The 18,116-nt window shown below is 62.7% G+C and carries 17 protein-coding genes; 9 read left to right on the top strand and 8 right to left on the bottom strand.

Features of this window, described 5'->3' with window-relative positions; translation table 11 throughout:
- Positions 1-79: 79 nt before the first annotated feature.
- Positions 80-1,333, top strand: coding sequence for a valine--pyruvate transaminase (locus ACT7DK_RS19680; protein ID WP_445402156.1), 1,254 nt, complete (start codon positions 80-82; stop codon positions 1,331-1,333).
- Between the two features lie 49 nt (positions 1,334-1,382).
- Here ACT7DK_RS19680 and ACT7DK_RS19685 read toward each other — a convergent pair whose 3' ends face one another.
- The 3 genes from ACT7DK_RS19685 to ilvD form a co-directional block, all read right to left on the bottom strand.
- Positions 1,383-1,826, bottom strand: a complete 444-nt coding sequence (locus ACT7DK_RS19685; RefSeq protein ID WP_445402158.1) for an Hsp20 family protein — start codon at positions 1,824-1,826, stop codon at positions 1,383-1,385.
- A gap of 45 nt (positions 1,827-1,871) precedes the next feature.
- Positions 1,872-2,297 carry an Hsp20 family protein gene (locus ACT7DK_RS19690; protein ID WP_094038887.1) on the bottom strand — a complete coding sequence of 142 codons (426 nt, stop codon included), beginning with the start codon at positions 2,295-2,297 and terminating at the stop codon, positions 1,872-1,874.
- Between the two features lie 148 nt (positions 2,298-2,445).
- Positions 2,446-4,131: a dihydroxy-acid dehydratase gene (gene ilvD / locus ACT7DK_RS19695; protein ID WP_445402160.1), complete on the bottom strand. Its 1,686-nt coding sequence runs from the start codon at positions 4,129-4,131 to the stop codon at positions 2,446-2,448.
- Between the two features lie 152 nt (positions 4,132-4,283).
- Here ilvD and leuA point away from each other — a divergent pair, with 152 nt between their 5' ends.
- A complete protein-coding gene (leuA, locus tag ACT7DK_RS19700; RefSeq protein ID WP_445402162.1) occupies positions 4,284-5,960 on the top strand; it encodes a 2-isopropylmalate synthase in 1,677 nt (558 codons plus the stop codon).
- Here the strand turns inward: leuA and ACT7DK_RS19705 are convergent.
- The 5 genes from ACT7DK_RS19705 to dnaA form a co-directional block, all read right to left on the bottom strand.
- Entirely contained in the window at positions 5,945-6,700 is a 756-nt protein-coding gene (locus ACT7DK_RS19705) for an AraC family transcriptional regulator (protein ID WP_445402164.1), read from the bottom strand. The two genes, leuA and ACT7DK_RS19705, sit on opposite strands and share 16 nt — an antisense overlap.
- Before the next feature lie 98 nt (positions 6,701-6,798).
- A complete protein-coding gene (gene gyrB / locus ACT7DK_RS19710) occupies positions 6,799-9,216 on the bottom strand; it encodes a DNA topoisomerase (ATP-hydrolyzing) subunit B (RefSeq protein WP_445402166.1) in 2,418 nt (805 codons plus the stop codon).
- Between the two features lie 4 nt (positions 9,217-9,220).
- Positions 9,221-10,312, bottom strand: a complete 1,092-nt coding sequence (gene recF, locus ACT7DK_RS19715) for a DNA replication/repair protein RecF (protein ID WP_445402168.1) — start codon at positions 10,310-10,312, stop codon at positions 9,221-9,223.
- A gap of 1 nt (position 10,313) precedes the next feature.
- The gene (dnaN, locus tag ACT7DK_RS19720; RefSeq protein ID WP_445402170.1) at positions 10,314-11,417 is read right to left on the bottom strand and encodes a DNA polymerase III subunit beta; all 1,104 of its coding nucleotides are present in this window, start codon (positions 11,415-11,417) and stop codon (positions 10,314-10,316) included.
- A gap of 13 nt (positions 11,418-11,430) precedes the next feature.
- Positions 11,431-12,795 carry a chromosomal replication initiator protein DnaA gene (gene dnaA / locus ACT7DK_RS19725; protein ID WP_445402172.1) on the bottom strand — a complete coding sequence of 455 codons (1,365 nt, stop codon included), beginning with the start codon at positions 12,793-12,795 and terminating at the stop codon, positions 11,431-11,433.
- 410 nt (positions 12,796-13,205) lie between these two features.
- Here dnaA and ACT7DK_RS19730 point away from each other — a divergent pair, with 410 nt between their 5' ends.
- The 7 genes from ACT7DK_RS19730 (at position 13,206) to yidC (ending at position 18,005) form a co-directional block, all read left to right on the top strand.
- Positions 13,206-13,964, top strand: a complete 759-nt coding sequence (locus tag ACT7DK_RS19730; protein ID WP_445402174.1) for an amino acid ABC transporter substrate-binding protein — start codon at positions 13,206-13,208, stop codon at positions 13,962-13,964.
- A 2-nt stretch (positions 13,965-13,966) separates the two neighbouring features.
- Positions 13,967-14,632: an amino acid ABC transporter permease gene (locus ACT7DK_RS19735; RefSeq protein WP_445402176.1), complete on the top strand. Its 666-nt coding sequence runs from the start codon at positions 13,967-13,969 to the stop codon at positions 14,630-14,632.
- A gap of 9 nt (positions 14,633-14,641) precedes the next feature.
- Positions 14,642-15,382 (top strand): amino acid ABC transporter ATP-binding protein, encoded by a 741-nt coding sequence (locus ACT7DK_RS19740; protein ID WP_445402178.1) that lies wholly within the window; start codon positions 14,642-14,644, stop codon positions 15,380-15,382.
- Positions 15,383-15,634: 252 nt separating this feature from the next.
- The gene (rpmH, locus tag ACT7DK_RS19745; protein WP_082633349.1) at positions 15,635-15,769 is read left to right on the top strand and encodes a 50S ribosomal protein L34; all 135 of its coding nucleotides are present in this window, start codon (positions 15,635-15,637) and stop codon (positions 15,767-15,769) included.
- Positions 15,769-16,131, top strand: coding sequence for a ribonuclease P protein component (gene rnpA, locus ACT7DK_RS19750; RefSeq protein ID WP_094038860.1), 363 nt, complete (start codon positions 15,769-15,771; stop codon positions 16,129-16,131). The genes rpmH and rnpA overlap by 1 nt, the downstream gene beginning before the upstream one ends.
- Positions 16,092-16,340 carry a membrane protein insertion efficiency factor YidD gene (gene yidD / locus ACT7DK_RS19755; protein WP_445402181.1) on the top strand — a complete coding sequence of 83 codons (249 nt, stop codon included), beginning with the start codon at positions 16,092-16,094 and terminating at the stop codon, positions 16,338-16,340. The genes rnpA and yidD overlap by 40 nt, the downstream gene beginning before the upstream one ends.
- Positions 16,341-16,343: 3 nt before the next feature.
- Positions 16,344-18,005 carry a membrane protein insertase YidC gene (gene yidC / locus ACT7DK_RS19760; protein WP_445402183.1) on the top strand — a complete coding sequence of 554 codons (1,662 nt, stop codon included), beginning with the start codon at positions 16,344-16,346 and terminating at the stop codon, positions 18,003-18,005.
- Positions 18,006-18,116: the final 111 nt, after the last annotated feature.

Here is an 18,116-nt window from a genome sequence, read left to right on the forward strand (position 1 = left end):
TCCCTGATAGGTCGACACCGGCGCCGAGATGGGCTAACGTGGGCTTTTGGTCAACCCATTCCTTCCGGTAACAATCTCCATGGAATTTTCAACCTTCGGTCAGAAGTTCAGCCGCCATGCCGGCATCACCCAATTGATGGATGATCTCAACCAGGGCCTGACCGCGCCCAACACCATTATGCTGGGCGGCGGCAACCCGGCCGCCATCCCCGAGGTGCTGGCCTACCTGGACCGCCAGGCCCAGCAATTGCTGAAGACCGGTGAGCTGCTGAAGGCGGTCGCCAACTACGACGGCCCCCAGGGCAAGGACTCCTTTATCCGTGCCCTGGCCTCCCTGCTGTCCCGCGAGCTGGGCTGGCCGGTGGGCCCCGAGCATATCGCCCTCACCAACGGCAGCCAGACCGCCTTCTTCTACCTGTTCAACCTGCTGGCCGGCGAGTTCGCCGATGGCCGCAAGAAGAAAGTGCTATTCCCCCTGGCCCCGGAATACATCGGCTACGGCGACAGCGCCCTGGACGAAGACCACTTCGTCGCCTGCAAGCCGGATATCCGCAAGCTGGACGATGGCCTGTTCAAATACTACGTAGACTTCGAGCAGCTGGAAGTGGGCGACGACATCGGCCTGATCTGTGTGTCCCGTCCCACCAACCCCACCGGTAACGTGCTCACCGACGAAGAGATCATCCACCTGGATCAGATTGCCCGGGACAAGGGCATACCGCTGCTGATCGACAACGCCTATGGCACCCCTTTCCCCAACATTATCTTCACCGATGCCAGGCCGTTCTGGAACGACAACACCATACTGTGTATGAGCCTGTCCAAGCTGGGGCTGCCCGGGGTCCGCTGCGGCATAGTGGTGGCCAACCCCACCATCATCCAGGCCATCACCAATATCAGCGGCATCGTCAACCTGGCCCCGGGCAGCATGGGTCCGGCCCTGACCCTGCCGATGATGGAAAACGGCGATGTCATCGAGCTCAGCAACCGGGTCATCCGCCCTTTCTACCAGGCCAAGGCCCAGCAGGCGGTGACCTGGCTGCAGGAGGCCATTCCCCTGCCCCAGTTCCACATCCACAAGCCGGAAGGCGCCCTCTTCCTGTGGCTGTGGTTCGAAGATCTGCCCGTCCACTGCCAGGAGCTCTATCAGCGCCTGAAGCAGCAAGGCCTGTTGGTGGTGCCCGGGCACTACTTTTTCCCCGGCATCGAGGACAGCGAGTGGCAGCACAGCAAGGAGTGCATCCGCCTCAACTACGCCCAGCCGGAAGCGGACGTGAAGGCGGGCATAGCGATACTGGCGAGGGAAATACTGGCGCTCTACGGCCAGTCGTAAGAACCAACAACGCCGGCCCGACGCCGGCGTTGTAATGCTAGGGCACGGTTTATTCGCTCTTGTGCTCCAGGGTGCGGCCCTCGCCGATGTCGATGCGGCGGGGCTTCAGCTCGTCCGGCACCTCCCGCTGCAGATCGATCACCAGCAGACCGTTGTCCAGGCGGGCGCCAACCACCTGGACATGATCGGCCAGGCGGAATTTCAGCTCGAAGTCCCGAACCGTGATGCCCTGGTACAGGTAGCGGCTGTCGCCGGCGGGCTTTTCCCGGCCGCCTTTCACCAGCAGCATGTTCTGCTCCACGGAAAGGTGCAGCTCGGACTCCCGGAAGCCGGCCACCGCCAGGCTGATGCGGTAGTGATCGTTGTCCTGCTTCTCGATGTTGTAAGGCGGGTATGCTTCCCCCTTGTGCTGCAGCAGGTTTTCCAGATCGCCCATCAGCCGGTCGAAGCCGATGGCGGAGCGATACAGGGGGCTAAAGTCAAAACGGCTCATGTTCCTATCCTCCATTAAAGCAATAGGTTGATGTGCAGCGTTGGTTTACTCGGCCTGGCCGATGGCGATGGTCCTCGGCTTGGCGGCTTCCGGCACTTCGCGCACCAGATCGATGTGCAGCAGTCCGTTTTCCAGATCGGCACCCACCACCCTGATATGATCGGCCAGCTGGAAGCGTCGCTCAAAACCGCGCTCGGCAATGCCCTGATAGAGATAATTCCTGGGATTCTGCTCCTGCTCCTTGTGGCCTTTCACCATCAGGGTGTTTTCATGGCTGGTGATTTCCAGCTCGTTGCGGCCAAAACCGGCCACGGCCATGGAGATGCGGTACTGGTTCTCGCTGAGCAGTTCGATGTTGTACGGCGGGTAGCCGTTGTTGCCGGTGCCGCTGGCGGCGTTTTCCATCAGGGATGCCAGGCGGTCGAAACCGATGGCGGAGCGGTACAGGGGTGAAAAATCGAAGCGTGACATAATCCTATCCTCCAATGAGCGATGATGGCTTGCCCTCCATTCGGACGGGCGGTGCGGGCCCTCAACCGAGCGACCCGCCTTGTTCATTAAAAGATATAGGGATGGTTTTTTACGCTTTCAAGCACGCAATCGATAATTTTTTGCTCGCTCAGTGGCCGTCCTCCTGAGCGTCGGTTACCGCCCCCTGGGATGCCGGGCCTACGGCCCGGGCATACTTGGCCAGCACGCCCCGGTGATAACGGGGCTCGGGCGGCTGCCAGCGGGCCAGGCGCTCGGCGATCACGCTGTCGCTCAGCTGAATCTCCAGCCGGTTGTGCTCGGCGTCGATGGTGATGACGTCGCCGTCTTCCACTATCGCCAGGGGACCGCCCTGACGCGCCTCGGGTGTGATGTGCCCCACCACAAAGCCGTGGCTGCCGCCGGAGAAACGGCCGTCGGTGATCAGCGCAACGCCCTTGCCCAGACCGCGCCCCATGATGGCCGAGGTCGGACTCAGCATTTCCCGCATGCCGGGGCCCCCTTTTGGCCCTTCGTAGCGGATCACTACCACGTCGCCTTTTTGCACGGAGCCGTCGAGAATACGCGCCAGGGTTTCCTCTTCCGAGTCAAACACCCGGGCCGGGCCGGTAAAGCTCAGTCCTTCCTTGCCGGTGATCTTGGCCACGGCGCCGCCCGGCGCCAGGTTGCCATACAGTATGCGCAAATGGCTGTCGGGTTTGATGGGATTGGCGAGCGGGCGAATGATGTTCTGCCCCGGTGGATAGGGATTAACGCCGACCAGGTTATCGGCCAGAGTCTTGCCGGTGACCGTCAGGCAGTCGCCGTGCAGCAGGCCGGCGTCGAGCAGGGTTTTCATCAGCGGCAGTATGCCGCCGATAGCCACCAGCTCCGACATCATGTAATGGCCGCTGGGGCGCAGATCCGCCAGCACCGGCACCCGTTTGCCGAGGCGGGTGAAGTCGTCCAGGCTCAGCTCCACGCCCACGGCATGGGCCATGGCCAGCAGGTGCAGCACGGCATTGGTGGAGCCGCCCAGGGCGATCACCAGGATAATGGCGTTTTCAAAGGCGGGCCGGGTCATGATGTCGGACGGCCGAATGTTGTGTTTCAGCAGTCGCAGCACCGCCTCGCCCGCCTGCCGACAGTCCCTCAGCTTGGTGTCCGAAGTGGCATTCTGGGCCGAGCTGCCCGGCAGGCTCATGCCCATCACCTCGATGGCCGAGGCCATGGTGTTGGCTGTGTACATACCGCCGCAAGAGCCCGGGCCGGGAATGGCGGTCTCTTCGATGCGCTTCACTTCTATGGCCGTCATGTCGCCCTTGGCGTGGGCGCCCACCGCCTCGAACACCGAGATAATGTCGGTATGGTTGTCTCCGGGGGTTATGGTGCCGCCGTAAACGAACACCGCCGGCCGGTTGAGCCGGGCCAGGCCGATCAGGCAGCCGGGCATGTTCTTGTCGCAGCCGCCGATGGCCACCAGGCCGTCAAAGCCCTCGCAACCGGCCACCGCCTCGATGGAATCGGCAATGATTTCCCGGGACACCAGGGAATACTTCATGCCCTCGGTGCCGTTGGCAATGCCGTCGGAGATGGTGATGGTATTGAAGATGACACTCTTGCCGCCGGCGCCGTCGGCGCCCCGCGCCGCTTCCTCCGCCAGGCCGTTGATATGCATGTTGCAGGGAGTGAGGTTGCTCCAGGTGGAGGCGATGCCCACCTGGGGCTTGTGAAAATCGTCATCGGTAAAGCCGGTGGCCCGCAACATGGCCCGGGCCGGCGCCCGGGTAGGCCCGTCCACCACCCGGCTGGAGTATTTTCGGCTGCTGTTACCCATTTTCCCCTTCCTCCTGCTGGTCCACCTCAGATCAGTTTAGTCAGCAATCCCTGTCCATTTCGCGATAAGGGGTGTCGCCAGTGCGGGCGAGCCGGATGGTGCATGACGGCATCATGAAAAGCGCCCCATTCACTTCAGACGGAGACTCACTCATGCTGGCAGACCCTTCCCGCAAATACCCCGCCGCCGACATACTGACCCTGGATGAGCGCCGCTGGCCAGGCCGCACTCTGAGCCGGGCGCCGCGCTGGTGCTCCACCGACCTGCGCGACGGCAACCAGGCCCTGGTCAATCCCATGAACCGGGAGCAGAAAATGCGACTGTTCGAGCGGCTGCTCCAATGTGGCTTCAAGGAAATCGAAGTGGCCTTTCCGGCCGCTTCCCACACCGACTTTGCCTTTGTGCGCGAACTGATAGAGCAGCAGCGAATTCCGGAGGACGTCTGGATTCAGGTGATTACCCAGTCGCGGCCGGATCTGATTGAGCGCACCCTGGCCGCCCTGCGGGATGCGCCAAGGGCCATAGTGCACCTGTACAACGCCACCGCGCCCCTGTTCCGCGAGCTGGTGTTTCGCCAGGACCAGGACGCAACGGTGGCACTGGCGGTACGCGGCGTAGAGCAGATCCGCCGCCATTGCGAGGCCCACCCGCAAACGGCCTGGACGCTTGAATACTCACCGGAGACCTTCTGTTTCACCGAGCCAGAATTTGCCCTGACGATCTGTGCCGAAGTGATCCAGGGCTGGCAGCCGAGCGCCGACCGGCCGCTGATCCTCAACCTGCCGGCCACGGTCGAGGTCAACACCCCCAACGTCTACGCCGACCAGATCGAATGGTTTGTGCGCCACCTGCCGATCACCGAGCATGTCACCATCAGCGTGCATCCCCACAACGACAGGGGCACCGGCGTGGCCTGCGCCGAGCTGGCCATGCTGGCGGGCGCCACCCGGGTGGAGGGCTGCCTGTTCGGCAACGGCGAGCGCACCGGCAACGTGGATTTGGTGACCCTGGCGCTCAACCTCTACACCCAGGGCATCAGCCCGGGCCTGGACTTTTCGAACCTGCGCGAGCTGGTCACCCTGGTGGAGGAATGCAACGGCCTGCCGGTACACCCGCGCCATCCCTATGCCGGTGAGCTGGTGTTCACCGCCTTTTCAGGCTCCCACCAGGACGCCATTCGCAAGGGCTTTACCGATAGGGCCCGCCATCCCGAGGGCCCCTGGCGCATTCCCTATCTGCCGCTGGATCCGGCGGACGTGGGCTGCGACTACCAGGCGGTGATTCGGGTCAACAGTCAATCGGGCAAGAGCGGTGCCGCCTGGCTGCTGGAGCAAAACCACGGCCTGCACCTGCCGCGCCGCCTGCAGCAGCACTTCAGCCAGCGGGTACAGGCGGAAACCGACGGGGCCGGACGGGAGCTGCCGGTGGCGGAGATCTGGGCCTTGTTCCGGCGGGAATACGGACTGACCGAGCCGGCCCGGCTGAGGCTGGCGGAGTACGCCAGCGAAAGCAGCGACGCCGGGCTGCAACTTAGCGTGACGGTCGACGCCGACGGGGAGCACGTCTCGCTGCAGGGCCGCGGCAACGGCCTGCTGTCGGCCATGATGGATGCCATCAACCACCACTTCGGCCTGCCGCTGGAGATCGTCGACTACCACGAGCACACCCTGGGCCAGGCCAGCCGCAGCAAGGCAGTGGCCTACCTGGAATGCCGCCACGACCAGCACAGCCGCCACGGGATCGGCATCGACACGGACGCGGCCCGGGCCGGGTTGCAGGCGGTACTGAGCATTGCCGGTGCCGCCCTGGCCGATCAGCCGCCCAGGTAGCTGGTGGGCGACACTCCCAGCCGGCGCCGGAACATGGCACTGAAGGCGCTCTGGCTGTCGTAGCCCACCGCCAGCGCCACATCCAGCACCGTATGACCGGCCGCCAGCGCTTCCAGCGCCTCCAGCAGGCGCTTGCGCCGCAGCCACTCACCAAAGGTCAGTCCGGTCTCCCGCTGAAACTGGCGGGATACGGTGCGTTCGCTCACGCCCAGCCAGGCCGACGCCCGGGCCAGCGACCAGGGCTGATGCAGCTGACGGTGCACCTCTCGCGCCAGGGCCTGCAGCTCGGGGCTTGCGAGCCCCGGCAGGTTCAGGCCGAGCACCGGCAGCTCCCGCAGCTCATCCAGGATCAGCTCCATCACCCGTTCGGCCCGGCCGCCGTCGGCGTAGTCGGCGGGAATGTCGATGGCGGCCACAATCAGCGCCCTAAGCAGGTCACCAATCTCCACCACGCAGCAGTCGGCGGGCAGATCGGCCCGGGCCAGGGAGTCAATGAACAGGGTGCGCAAGCGCACCGGGCCGTTCATCCGCAGCCGGTGCGGCGTATGCGCCGGCACCCAGACGCCCCGCCCCGGCGGAATAATCCAGGTGCCGGCCCGGGTATCCACCCGCATTATGCCGCTGAGCGCGTGGATCAACTGGGCGCAGGCGTGCTGGTGTTCCGACTCATGGTCACCGTGCCGGTAATCCTTGGCATAGGCCTGCACCGGTCGCACCGGGCTGTGTTCGCTAAACAACATGGGCGTTCCTTCCCCTCGGTCTCAAAACACCGGGATTCATGGTCAATAAAAAAGGAGCCTTGGGCTCCCTTTTCCTTCTGTTTTCCTGCCGGCCCGGATCAGATATCCAGGTTGGCCACCTTGAGGGCGTTGGTCTCGATGAAGTCGCGGCGCGGCTCCACGTGATCGCCCATCAGGGTGGAGAACAGCTGGTCGGCGGCCACGGCATCTTCGATGGTCACCCGCAGCATGCGACGGGTTTCCGGATCCATGGTGGTTTCCCACAGCTGCTCCGGGTTCATCTCACCCAGTCCCTTGTAACGCTGCACATAGAGGCCGCGCTTGCTCTCGCTCATCAGCCATTCCAGGGCCTCGGCGAAGCTGGCCACCGGTTTGGTCTTCTCGCCCCGCTTGACGAAACCGCCTTCCTCGATCAGGTTGGCGATACCCTTGCCCAGGGCGACGATGCTGCGGTATTCGCCGGAGGCGAAGAAGTCGTAGCTGATGGGGAACTCCCGCTCCATGCCGTGCTGGCGCACCTTCACCAGCGGCAGATAGCAGTGACGCTCCTCGGAGTAGCGGCAATCCAACGCATACTGGGTGCCGTTGGTGCTGCTGTCTTCAAGAGACTGGTTGATGGCGACCACCCAAGCCTGCACCTGGGCCTCGTCGGTCAATGCTTCCAGGGTCAGCTCCGGCTGGTAGATCAGCTCGTTGAGCACCACTTCCGGCGCCCGGCGGGACAGCCGCACGATCAGCTCCTGCACCTTGCGGTAGTCGGTGACCAATCTCTCCAGCTGATCGCCGGCGATGGCCGGGGCCGACTCGTTGACGTGCAGGGCGGCGCCGTCCAGCGCCAGGCTGGTCTGGAACTGCAGCATGGCCGGCTCGTCTTTCAGATACTGCTCCTGCTTGCCCTTCTTCACCTTGTACAGGGGCGGCTGGGCGATATAGACGAAGCCGCGCTCGATGATTTCCGGCATCTGCCGGTAGAAGAAGGTCAGCAGCAGGGTGCGGATGTGCGCACCGTCCACGTCGGCGTCGGTCATGATGATGATGTGGTGATAACGCATCTTGTCCGGGTTGTACTCGTCCCGGCCGATACCGCAGCCCAGGGCGGTGATCAGGGTGGCCACCTCCTGGGAGGACAGCATCTTGTCGAAACGTGCCTTCTCCACGTTCAGGATCTTGCCCTTCAGCGGCAGTATCGCCTGATACTTGCGGTTGCGCCCCTGCTTGGCGGAACCGCCCGCCGAGTCACCCTCCACGATGTAGAGTTCGGACAGGGCCGGATCCTTTTCCTGGCAGTCGGCCAGCTTGCCGGGCAGGCCGGCCAGATCCAGGGCGCCCTTGCGCCGGGTCATTTCCCGTGCCTTGCGCGCCGCTTCCCGGGCCCGGGCCGCATCGATGATCTTGTTGACCACTATCTTGGCGTCGTTTGGGTTTTCCAGCAGGAACTCGTTAAGCCGCTCGGCCATCGCCTGCTCCACCGCCGTCTTCACCTCGGACGATACCAGCTTGTCCTTGGTCTGGGAGGAGAACTTGGGATCCGGCACCTTGACCGAAATCACCGCGGTCAGGCCTTCCCGGGCATCGTCGCCGGAGGCGGAAGTCTTGGCCTTCTTGCTGTAGCCTTCCTTGTCCATGTAGTTGTTCAGGGTACGGGTCAGCGCCGCCCGGAAGCCGGCCAGGTGGGTACCGCCGTCCCGCTGGGGAATGTTGTTGGTAAAGCAGAAGATGTTCTCCTGGTAGGAGTCGTTCCACTGCATGGACACCTCCACCGCGATGCCGTCTTCCCGCTCGGTCGCGAAGTGGAACGCCTTGGGATGGATGGGGGTCTTGTTGCGGTTCAGGTACTCCACGAAGGCCTGGATGCCGCCCTCGTACTGGAAGTGGGCTTCCTTGTTGTCGCGCTCGTCCAGCAGGCGGATGGACACGCCCGAGTTGAGGAAGGACAGCTCCCGCAACCGCTTGGCCAGGATGTCGTAATGGAAGTCGGTGTCGGTAAAGGTGTCGTGGCTGGGCCAGAAACGGATCAGGGTACCGGACTTGGTGGTCTCGCCCACTTCCGCCAGGGGCGCCTGGGGCTCGCCATGGCGATAGGTCTGCTCATGCACCTTGCCGCTGCGCCAGATGGTGAGCTGCAGCTTCTCGGACAGGGCGTTCACCACCGAGACCCCCACCCCGTGCAGACCGCCGGATACCTTGTAGGAGTTGTCGTCGAACTTGCCACCGGCATGCAGTACGGTAAGGATCACCTCCGCCGCAGAGCGCCCTTCTTCCTGGTGAATATCGACCGGAATGCCCCGACCGTCGTCGGATACGGAGACGGAGCCATCCGCGTGGATGGTGACGACGATGTCCTTGCAGTGACCCGCCAGGGCTTCATCGATCGAGTTATCCACCACCTCGAATACCATGTGGTGCAGGCCGGTGCCATCATCGGTGTCGCCGATGTACATGCCCGGACGTTTCCGAACCGCATCCAGACCTTTCAATACCTTAATACTCGAAGAGTCGTAAGTGTGTTCACTCATTGGCTTACTCGCACTCCTGGGTTTCGGTGATTTCACCCTGTTTCACGTGAAACAGCTTACTGTTGTCCCGTGTGATCATCTGACCGAGCTGGGCCGCCTCTATGGCAGAAATAAAGACCTGGGCGCCCAGTTCGTTCAACCGGGCGGCCAGCAGGCCGCGCTTTTGCTCGTCCAGCTCGGACGCAAAGTCGTCTATCAAAAAAATGCAGTCCTGGCCCGAGGCCGTTTTCAGGTGAAGGCCCTGGGCCAGGCGCATGGCGCACACCAGCAGCTTCAGCTGGCCGCGCGACAATAAATCCTGTACCGGCATGCCCCTCGCCTTGATGCGGATTTCGGCCTTGTGGGGTCCGGACTGGGTATAACCCAGCCCCAGATCCCGCTCATAGCCCAGCTCCAGCACCCGGGACAGCTCGGCCTGTCGATCCCAGCCCCGGAAGAAATCGAAGGAAAAGTCGTACTCGGGCAGAAAATCTGCCGCTATCTCCTTGATCACCGGGGAGATGGCATCGGCGTAGTGCTGCCGGAAACGGCTCAGCTCCTCGCCCACCGCCACCAGCTGGGGGTCCCAGTAGCTCAGCTCCCGGTAGGGGCGCTGCTGCCGCAGCAGGGCATTGCGCTGCTTGAGCAGCCGGCGGAAACGTCCCCAGGCGGCGAAAAAGTCCCGGCTGGTATAGAACAAGCCCCAGTCCAGGTAGGCCCGCCGCAGTTTGGGCCCACCGGTCAGCAGATTATACCCTTCCGGGTGGATCAACTGAATGGGCAGGATATGGGCCAGATCGGCCAGCCGCTCCGCCACCCGGCCGCCCACCTTAAGCCGAGTGTCGCCACCCCGGGTCTTGCTGAGTCCCACCGCCAGGCCGTCTTCGTCCCGACGCAGCCGGGCGAACAGGGTAAAGGCCTGCTCGCCCTGCTGGATCACCCGGCCGGTGAGGTGGGTACGGAAAGAACGGCCGAAGCCCAGGTAATGGATGGCCTCCAATATGCTGGTCTTGCCACTGCCGTTGGGTCCAACCAGCAGGTTGATGCCGGCGGCGGGCACCAGGCGGGCATGGCGGATATTGCGAAAATCCTTGAGCTGGAGATTGAGCAGGGCCATGTCAGAGCCGCATCGGCATCACCACGTAGAGCGCATCCCCGTTGTCTTCCGCTTCGATAAGGCCGCTGCTGCTGGCATCCTTCAGGCTGATCTTGACCTTGTCCGACTTGAGGGTGCCCAGCACGTCCAGCACGTAGGAAACGTTGAAGCCGATCTCCAGGTCACTGCCCTGGTAGTCCACATCCAGCACCTCTTCCGCCTCTTCCTGCTCGGGGTTGTTGGCGGTGATCTTGAGGATCTGATCCTGCATGTTGAGCCGCACGCCGCGGAATTTTTCGTTGGACAGGATCGCCGCCCGGGAGAAGGCCTGCTTCAGCTCTTCCCGGCCGCAGATCAGGGTCTTGTCGCATTCCCGCGGCAGCACCCGGCGGTAGTCGGGGAAGCGGCCGTCCACCAGCTTGGAGGTGAAGATAAAGCCGGGGGTCACCGCCCGGATATTACTCTTGCCGATCTGCAGGCGTACCTCCTGATCCTCATGCTCCAGCAGTTTGACCAGCTCCAGTACCCCCTTGCGCGGTACTATCACCTGCTGTGTCGGCAGCTCCTGCGCCAGCAGCTGACGCTGGCAGGTGGCCAGGCGGTGGCCGTCGGTGGCCACGGTGCGCAGCCACTGGCCGTCGGTCTCGAACAGCATGCCGTTGAGGTAGTAGCGCACGTCCTGGATGGCCATGGAAAACTGGGTGGATTCGATCAGCTTCTTCAAGGCCAGCTGGTTGATGTCGAACTCCAGCTCCGAGCTCCATTCCTCGATATTGGGGAAGTCTTCCGCCGGCAGGGTGGACAGGTTGAACCGGCTGCGCCCGGAACGCAGCAGCAGCCGCTCCCCTTCCTGGGTGAAGGTCAGCTCGGCGCCGTCGGGCAGGCCCCGGCAGATGTCCAGCATCTTGCGCGCCGGCACAGTGGTGCGGCCGCCGGTGGCGGGAGCGTCCAGGGCCACCAGGGCCACCATTTCCACCTCGGTGTCGGTGCCGGTCATCGACAGGGAGTCATCGCTCACGTTCAACAGTATATTGTTGAGGATAGGCAGGTTGGGACGCCCCCCCAGGGCACTGGATACCAATTGCAGGGGACGCAAAATCGCTTCACGGCTGATGGTAAACTGCATGGGGCTCTCCGGTTCAGGAAGACAGGGTACGGATAAGGTTGGAATAATCTTCCTTTATATCATGACTCTCTTCCCGCAGCTGGCCGATTTTTCGGCAGGCGTGCAGCACGGTGGTGTGATCCCGGCCGCCGAAGGCATCGCCGATCTCCGGCAGCGAATGGTTGGTCAGCTCCTTGGCCAGGGCCATGGCCAGCTGGCGGGGGCGGGCCACCGAGCGGGAGCGGCGCTTGGACAGCAGGTCCGCCACCTTGATCTTGTAGTACTCGGCCACCGTCTTCTGGATGTTGTCGATGGTCACCAGCTTTTCCTGCAATGCCAGCAGGTCGCGCAGCGCCTCGCGCACGAAGTCGATGTTGATGGCACGGCCGGTGAAGTTGGCGTTGGCGATCACCCGGTTGAGGGCGCCTTCCAGCTCGCGCACGTTGGATCTCAGTCGCTTGGCGATGAAGAAAGCCACCTCGTCCGGCAGGTGGATATTGTTCTCGGCGGCCTTGCGCATCAGTATCGCCACCCGGGTTTCCAGTTCGGGGGGTTCAATCGCCACCGTCAGGCCCCAGCCGAAGCGGGACTTGAGCCTGTCCTCCACCCCGTCGATCTCCTTGGGATAGCGATCCGAGGTCAAGATGATCTGCTGGTTGCCTTCGAGCAGGGCGTTGAAGGTATGGAAGAACTCCTCCTGGGACCGCTCCTTGTTGGCGAAGAACTGGATGTCATCGATCAGCAGGGCATCGACGCTGCGGTAGTAGCGCTTGAACTCCTCGATGGCATTGTTCTGCAGCGCCTTGACCATGTCCTGCACGAAGCGCTCGGAGTGCATGTAGATCACCTTGGCGTCCGCCTTGCGGGCGCGGATGCCGTTGCCCACCGCATGCAGCAGGTGGGTCTTGCCCAGGCCGGTGCCGCCGTACAGGAACAGCGGGTTGTAGGCCCCGCCCGGATTGTCCGCCACCTGGCGGGCGGCGGCCCGGGCCAGCTGGTTCGACTTACCCTCGACGAAGTTGTCGAAGGTGTAGTTGGGGTTCATGTTGCTCTTGTGGTTGATCTGGGGCTTGTCTTCGGCCTGCTCGATCCAGGAAGGCGCCGCCTGGGCCTTGGCCTGGGGCTTGTTGTTGGCCATCAGCTTGACCTGGGCCGGCTTGTTGCCCACCTCGAACTTCAGCTGGGGGCACTGGTTGCCGCAAAATTCGCCCAGCAGGCCGTTGATCCTGATCAGGTACTTGTCCCGCACCCAATCCAGCACAAAGCGGTTGGGGGCGAACAGGGTCAGGGTATTGTCGGCGAGCTCCGCCTGCAGCGGCCGGATCCACATACTGAATTCCGCAGAAGGCAATTCATCTTGTAGCCGGTTAAGACACTGCTGCCAAAGCATAGCGCTCATCAGTACTCCTGGAACATAAGGGATCAAGCAAGGGGCAGTCATTCTACTTAGCCGGGGGGAGGATCTCTAGCCGGATCGCCCCGATCCGGGAAAATATGATCCTTGACTTCTGCCGGATCGTCACAACCTCATGCACAGGATCCTCCACCTTATAAACAAGCTACCCACATCCGGATCCTGGCCCGATCACTGAAAAAAGTGGCCCGGATCCGGAGCCGGGGAGCGGGGTGTCCGATGTCGTCATCCCCGCTTATAACCAGAGGAACCTGGTTATCACGCATTGTTCGGTTGGATGGTTGTAAAAAACTGGCATGGCGGGCGTTGCTGGTATAAAAAGACCCCCATCACTTATGCTGTAGTGGTTATGACTGCCTCGAGGCGGCCATGCCCTTTCACCAGGAGACAGATCCATGTTCAAATCCGCCAAGCTGCTGGGCGCCGCCCTGACCCTGTCCGCCACCCTGATCGCCCCGGCCATGGCCGCCGATGCGGTCAAGGTCGGCATGTCCGGCCGCTATTTCCCCTTCACCTTCGTGCAACAGGACAAGCTGCAGGGCTTCGAGGTCGACGTCTGGAACGAAATCGGCAGCCGCATCGGCCGGGACGTGGAGTTTGTGACCACCAACTTCTCCGGTCTGTTCGGCATGCTGGAAACCGGCCGCATCGACACCATCTCCAACCAGATCACCGTGACCGCAGAGCGCAAGGAAAAGTACGACTTCTCCGAGCCCTACGTTTACGACGGCGCCCAGATAGTGGTGCGCAAGGGCAACGACAGCATCCAGGGTCTGGAAGATCTCAAGGGCAAGAAGGTGGCGGTGAACCTGGGCTCCAACTTCGAGCAGTTGATGCGCCAGCACGACACCAACAACGAAATCGACATCATCACCTACGAGACCAACCTGGAGCAGGACGTGGCCCTGGGCCGGATCGACGCCTTCGTGATGGACAGGGTCGGCTCCGCCCAGCTGATCAAGGAGGCGGGACTGCCGCTGCAGCTGGCCGGCCGCCCCTTCGAGACCATGGAAAACGCCTTCCCCTTCGTGAAGAAGCCGGAGCAGCAGGCACTGCTGGCCGAGGTGAACAAGGCCCTGGCCGAGATGCGTGCCGACGGCACCCTGGCCCGGATCTCCGAGCAGTGGCTGGGCGCGGACATCACCAGTAAATAAGCATGCAATTCGATCTCGACTACACCCTGGCGCTGTTTCCCATCCTGCTCAGATACCTGGGCACCACCATGGAAATGGCGCTGCTGGGCTTTGTGCTCGCCCTGGTCATCGCCGTGCTGCTGGCGGTGATCAGAACCTTCCAGCCGCCGGGGCTCAACGCCCTGGCCAAGCTGTTCATCTCCTTCTTCCGCGGCACCCCGCTCTTGGTACAGCTGTTCCTGCTGTACTACGGGCTGCCGCAGATCATGCCGGTGTTCATCGGCATGAACGCCTTTACCGCCGCCGTTATCGGCCTGACCCTGCACTTCGCCGCCTACATGGCCGAGTCGATCCGCGCCGCCATCCTCGGCATCCACAAGAGCCAGATGGAAGCGGCCATGAGCATCGGCATGACCCGCGGCCAGGCCATGCGGCGCATCATACTGCCCCAGGCGGCGCGCATCGCCACGCCCTCGCTGATGAACTACTTCATCGACATGATCAAGAGCACCTCCCTGGCCTTCACCCTGGGGGTGGCCGAGATCATGGCCTCGGCCCAGAAGGAAGCCTCCAGCAGCTTCAAGTTCTTCGAGGCCTTTATCGCCGTGGCCCTGATCTACTGGGCGGTGGTGGTGTTCTTCACCCATCTGCAGGGGCGGCTGGAGCGGCGCCTGAACTCGGCGTACTAGGGGGCCACCATGATCAAACTGCGTAACCTGACCAAGGTGTATAACGGCCAGACGGTGCTGAACGGTATCGATCTGGACATCGGCAAGGGGGAAATCGTGGTGATCCTGGGGCCCTCCGGCACCGGCAAGTCCACCCTGCTGCGCTGCCTCAACCTGCTGGAAACCCCCGAGTCCGGCACCCTGGAGATCGACGGTTTTCATATCGATCTGGCCCGGCACAACGGCAAGCAGGCAATAGCACTGCGCAAGCGCACCTCCTTCGTGTTCCAGAACTACGCCCTGTTCGCCAACAAGACCGCCCGCGACAACATCGCCGAGGGACTGATCACCGTGTGGCAGAAGCCCAGGGCCGAAGCCCATGCCGAAGCCATGCGCATCCTCGGCGACATCGGCCTGGCCGACAAGGCCGACGCCTACCCTTCCTCCCTCTCCGGCGGCCAGCAGCAGCGGGTCGGCATCGGCCGGGCCATGGCCAGCCATGCCAAGGTAATGCTGTTCGACGAGCCTACCTCGGCGCTGGATCCGGAATGGGTGGACGAGGTGCTGGGGCTGATGAAGAAGCTGGCCCTGGCCCACCAGACCATGGTGGTGGTGACCCACGAGATCGGCTTCGCCCGGGACGTGGCGGATCGGGTGATCTTCATGGACGGCGGCCGCATCGTGGAGCAGGGACCACCCGCCACCCTGCTCACCAACCCCCAGGATCCCCGTACCCGGGCCTTTCTGCGCAAGGTGCTGCCGGCTAGCTGAAGGGATCGCGCTTTTGGTTGCCAAGGCCGCGGGGCCCTGTATAATCCAGGCCCCGCGATCCTGTTGGATCCGGAATCGATCCGGTCGGGCCAGCATGCGGCGGGGCCGTGTCGAGATTAATGCTATGCCGATTGACGTCAAGCACTTAACTGTTTAGAATTCGGCCTCTTTTGTGGGACCGTTTCGCGGTGGTGCCGAGCATCGGCGGCAGAGCGGTCAAACTGTACAGTCAACTGACAAACGGTAATAACGATGAAACGCACTTTTCAACCTTCAAATTTGAAGCGCAAGCGCAGCCACGGTTTCCGTGCTCGTATGGCCACCAAAAACGGCCGTAAAGTACTGGCTTCCCGCCGCGCCAAAGGTCGTGCCCGTCTGAGCGCCTAATGGCCAGGCATGCCTTTCCACGGGAGTTACGTCTGCTAACTCCCGCACAATTCAAAAACGTCTTCGACAACCCCGTCAGAGCCGCCTCCCCCCATCTCACCCTGCTCGCCAAACCCAACGAATCGGGTCATCCCCGCCTGGGACTCGCCGTGCCCAAGAAAGCGCTCAAACGGGCCGTCTGGCGCAACCGGGTCAAGCGGGTGGTGCGCGAATCGTTCCGTCTCCGGCAACACCGGCTGCCCGCCGTGGACATAGTGGTGATCGCCAAGCAGGGCATAGGGGATGTGCCGAATGACGAACTGTTCGAGCTGCTGGATAGACTATGGCGCACCCTTTCTCGCCGCTGCAATGGCTCAGCATAGGCCTTATCCGCCTTTATCAACTGGTTATCAGCCCCCTGCTCGGACCCAGGTGCCGTTTCACCCCCAGCTGTTCCCAATACGCCATTGAAGCCATCCGGCTCCACGGTTTTTTAAAAGGCGGTTGGTTAACCGTCAAACGTCTATTAAAATGCCACCCTTTAGGTCCAAGCGGCCACGATCCGGTCCCGCAACCCAAGCGAAGAAACTAACTTATGGAATCTCAACGCAATATACTTCTTATCGCTCTGCTGCTGGTGAGCTTCCTCATCTGGCAACAGTGGCAAACGGATAAAGCGCCCCAGCCAGAAACGGCGCAAAGCACCCAGACCAGCGCCGGCGAGGAGACCTTCATTCCCGAAGCGGATCAGGCCAGCGGCGAAATACCGACCGGCGAGGCACCGGCAGCCGCCAGCCGCCGCCTGGTAACCATCAGCTCCGACTCGCTCAAACTGACCGTGGACACCCAGGGCGGCGATGTGGTGCGGGCCGAGCTGCTGGAGCATGACAAGACCCTGGATTCCACCGACAAGTTCGTGCTGCTGAACAACGGCGCCAACTTCGTGCATGTGGCCCAGAGCGGTCTGATCGGCCGTGACGGCCCGGATGGCCGCGCCGAAGGCCGCCCGGTCTACAGCACCGAACACAGCGACTACCAGCTGGCGGAAGGCGAGGACACCCTGACCGTGCCCATGACCTTCACCGACGAGCAGGGCGTGGTGTTCACCAAGACCTTCACCCTCAAACGCAACCAGCACCTGGTGGAAGTGGCTTACCGGATCAACAACCAGAGTGCCGAGCCGGTGCAGGCCCAGCTCTACGGCCAGCTGAAGCAGAGCGAGACCGATCCGGACGCCAAGGGCGGCAACATGCTGATGGCCGCCGCCTACCGGGGCCCCGCCTACTCCAGCAGCGAAACCCGCTACAGCAAATACGACTTCAAGGCCGTGCGTGAGGCCAACCTGAACCTGACCACCGAGGGCGGCTGGGTCAGCATGCTGCAGCACTACTTCGTGTCGGCCTGGATCGCCCCGGAAGACGAGCAGAATCAGATCTATACCCGCTCATTGAACAACCTGGGCCAGGCCATCATCGGCTTCAAGGCGCCGCTGGTGACCGTGGCCCCGGGCGCCGAGCAGAGCCTCTCCGCCAAGCTGTGGCTGGGACCCAAGCTGCAGGATGAAATGGCCGCCGCCGCCACCAACCTGGACCTGACCGTGGACTACGGCTGGCTGTGGTTCATCGCCCAGCCGCTGTTCAAGCTGCTGCAGTTCCTGCAGAGCTTCGCCGTCAACTGGGGCCTGGCCATCATCCTCACCACCTTCGTGGTGCGCGGCCTGATGTACCCCCTGACCAAGGCCCAGTACACCTCCATGGCCAAGATGCGCATGCTGCAGCCCAAGCTGGTGGCCCTGCGCGAGCGCTACGGCGACGACCGCCAGAAGATGTCCCAGGGCATGATGGAGCTGTACAAGAAGGAGAAGGTCAACCCGCTCGGCGGCTGCCTGCCCATCCTGGTGCAGATGCCGATCTTCATCGCCCTGTACTGGGTACTGATGGAATCGGTGGAACTGCGCCACGCGCCCTTCTTCCTGTGGATTGACGACCTGTCGGTGCGCGACCCCTACTTCGTGCTGCCCATCCTGATGGGTGCCAGCATGTTCGTGATCCAGAAGATGAGCCCGACCACGGTCACCGACCCGATGCAGCAGAAGGTGATGCAGTTCATGCCGATCATCTTCACCTTCTTCTTCCTGTGGTTCCCCGCCGGCCTGACCCTGTACTGGCTGGTGAGCAACGTGGTCACCATAGTCCAGCAGTGGTTCATCTTCCGCCAGCTGGAGAAGAAAGGCCTGCACAGCAAGGCCGCCTCCTGAGGCCACTGGCCCGGAAGACGCTAAACCAATACACTAGGCGGCCTGAAGGCCGCCTTTTTTGTTGCCGGCAGGGCCCGATTCATCGGGCCAGCGCCGGTTGTTGTGGAGTGA

The sequence above is a fragment of the Zobellella sp. An-6 genome (genome assembly GCF_052487945.1).

Excerpts from the sequence above, each read along its gene's own strand:
- ACT7DK_RS19680 (WP_445402156.1), top strand. The coding sequence starts at position 80 with ATGGAATTTTCAACCTTCGGTCAGAAGTTCAGCCGCCATGCCGGCATC.
- ACT7DK_RS19685 (WP_445402158.1), bottom strand. The coding sequence starts at position 1,826 with ATGAGCCGTTTTGACTTTAGCCCCCTGTATCGCTCCGCCATCGGCTTC.
- ACT7DK_RS19690 (WP_094038887.1), bottom strand. The coding sequence starts at position 2,297 with ATGTCACGCTTCGATTTTTCACCCCTGTACCGCTCCGCCATCGGTTTC.
- ilvD (WP_445402160.1), bottom strand. The coding sequence starts at position 4,131 with ATGGGTAACAGCAGCCGAAAATACTCCAGCCGGGTGGTGGACGGGCCT.
- leuA (WP_445402162.1), top strand. The coding sequence starts at position 4,284 with ATGCTGGCAGACCCTTCCCGCAAATACCCCGCCGCCGACATACTGACC.
- ACT7DK_RS19705 (WP_445402164.1), bottom strand. The coding sequence starts at position 6,700 with ATGTTGTTTAGCGAACACAGCCCGGTGCGACCGGTGCAGGCCTATGCC.
- gyrB (WP_445402166.1), bottom strand. The coding sequence starts at position 9,216 with ATGAGTGAACACACTTACGACTCTTCGAGTATTAAGGTATTGAAAGGT.
- recF (WP_445402168.1), bottom strand. The coding sequence starts at position 10,312 with ATGGCCCTGCTCAATCTCCAGCTCAAGGATTTTCGCAATATCCGCCAT.
- dnaN (WP_445402170.1), bottom strand. The coding sequence starts at position 11,417 with ATGCAGTTTACCATCAGCCGTGAAGCGATTTTGCGTCCCCTGCAATTG.
- dnaA (WP_445402172.1), bottom strand. The coding sequence starts at position 12,795 with ATGAGCGCTATGCTTTGGCAGCAGTGTCTTAACCGGCTACAAGATGAA.
- ACT7DK_RS19730 (WP_445402174.1), top strand. The coding sequence starts at position 13,206 with ATGTTCAAATCCGCCAAGCTGCTGGGCGCCGCCCTGACCCTGTCCGCC.
- ACT7DK_RS19735 (WP_445402176.1), top strand. The coding sequence starts at position 13,967 with ATGCAATTCGATCTCGACTACACCCTGGCGCTGTTTCCCATCCTGCTC.
- ACT7DK_RS19740 (WP_445402178.1), top strand. The coding sequence starts at position 14,642 with ATGATCAAACTGCGTAACCTGACCAAGGTGTATAACGGCCAGACGGTG.
- rpmH (WP_082633349.1), top strand. The coding sequence starts at position 15,635 with ATGAAACGCACTTTTCAACCTTCAAATTTGAAGCGCAAGCGCAGCCAC.
- rnpA (WP_094038860.1), top strand. The coding sequence starts at position 15,769 with ATGGCCAGGCATGCCTTTCCACGGGAGTTACGTCTGCTAACTCCCGCA.
- yidD (WP_445402181.1), top strand. The coding sequence starts at position 16,092 with ATGGCGCACCCTTTCTCGCCGCTGCAATGGCTCAGCATAGGCCTTATC.
- yidC (WP_445402183.1), top strand. The coding sequence starts at position 16,344 with ATGGAATCTCAACGCAATATACTTCTTATCGCTCTGCTGCTGGTGAGC.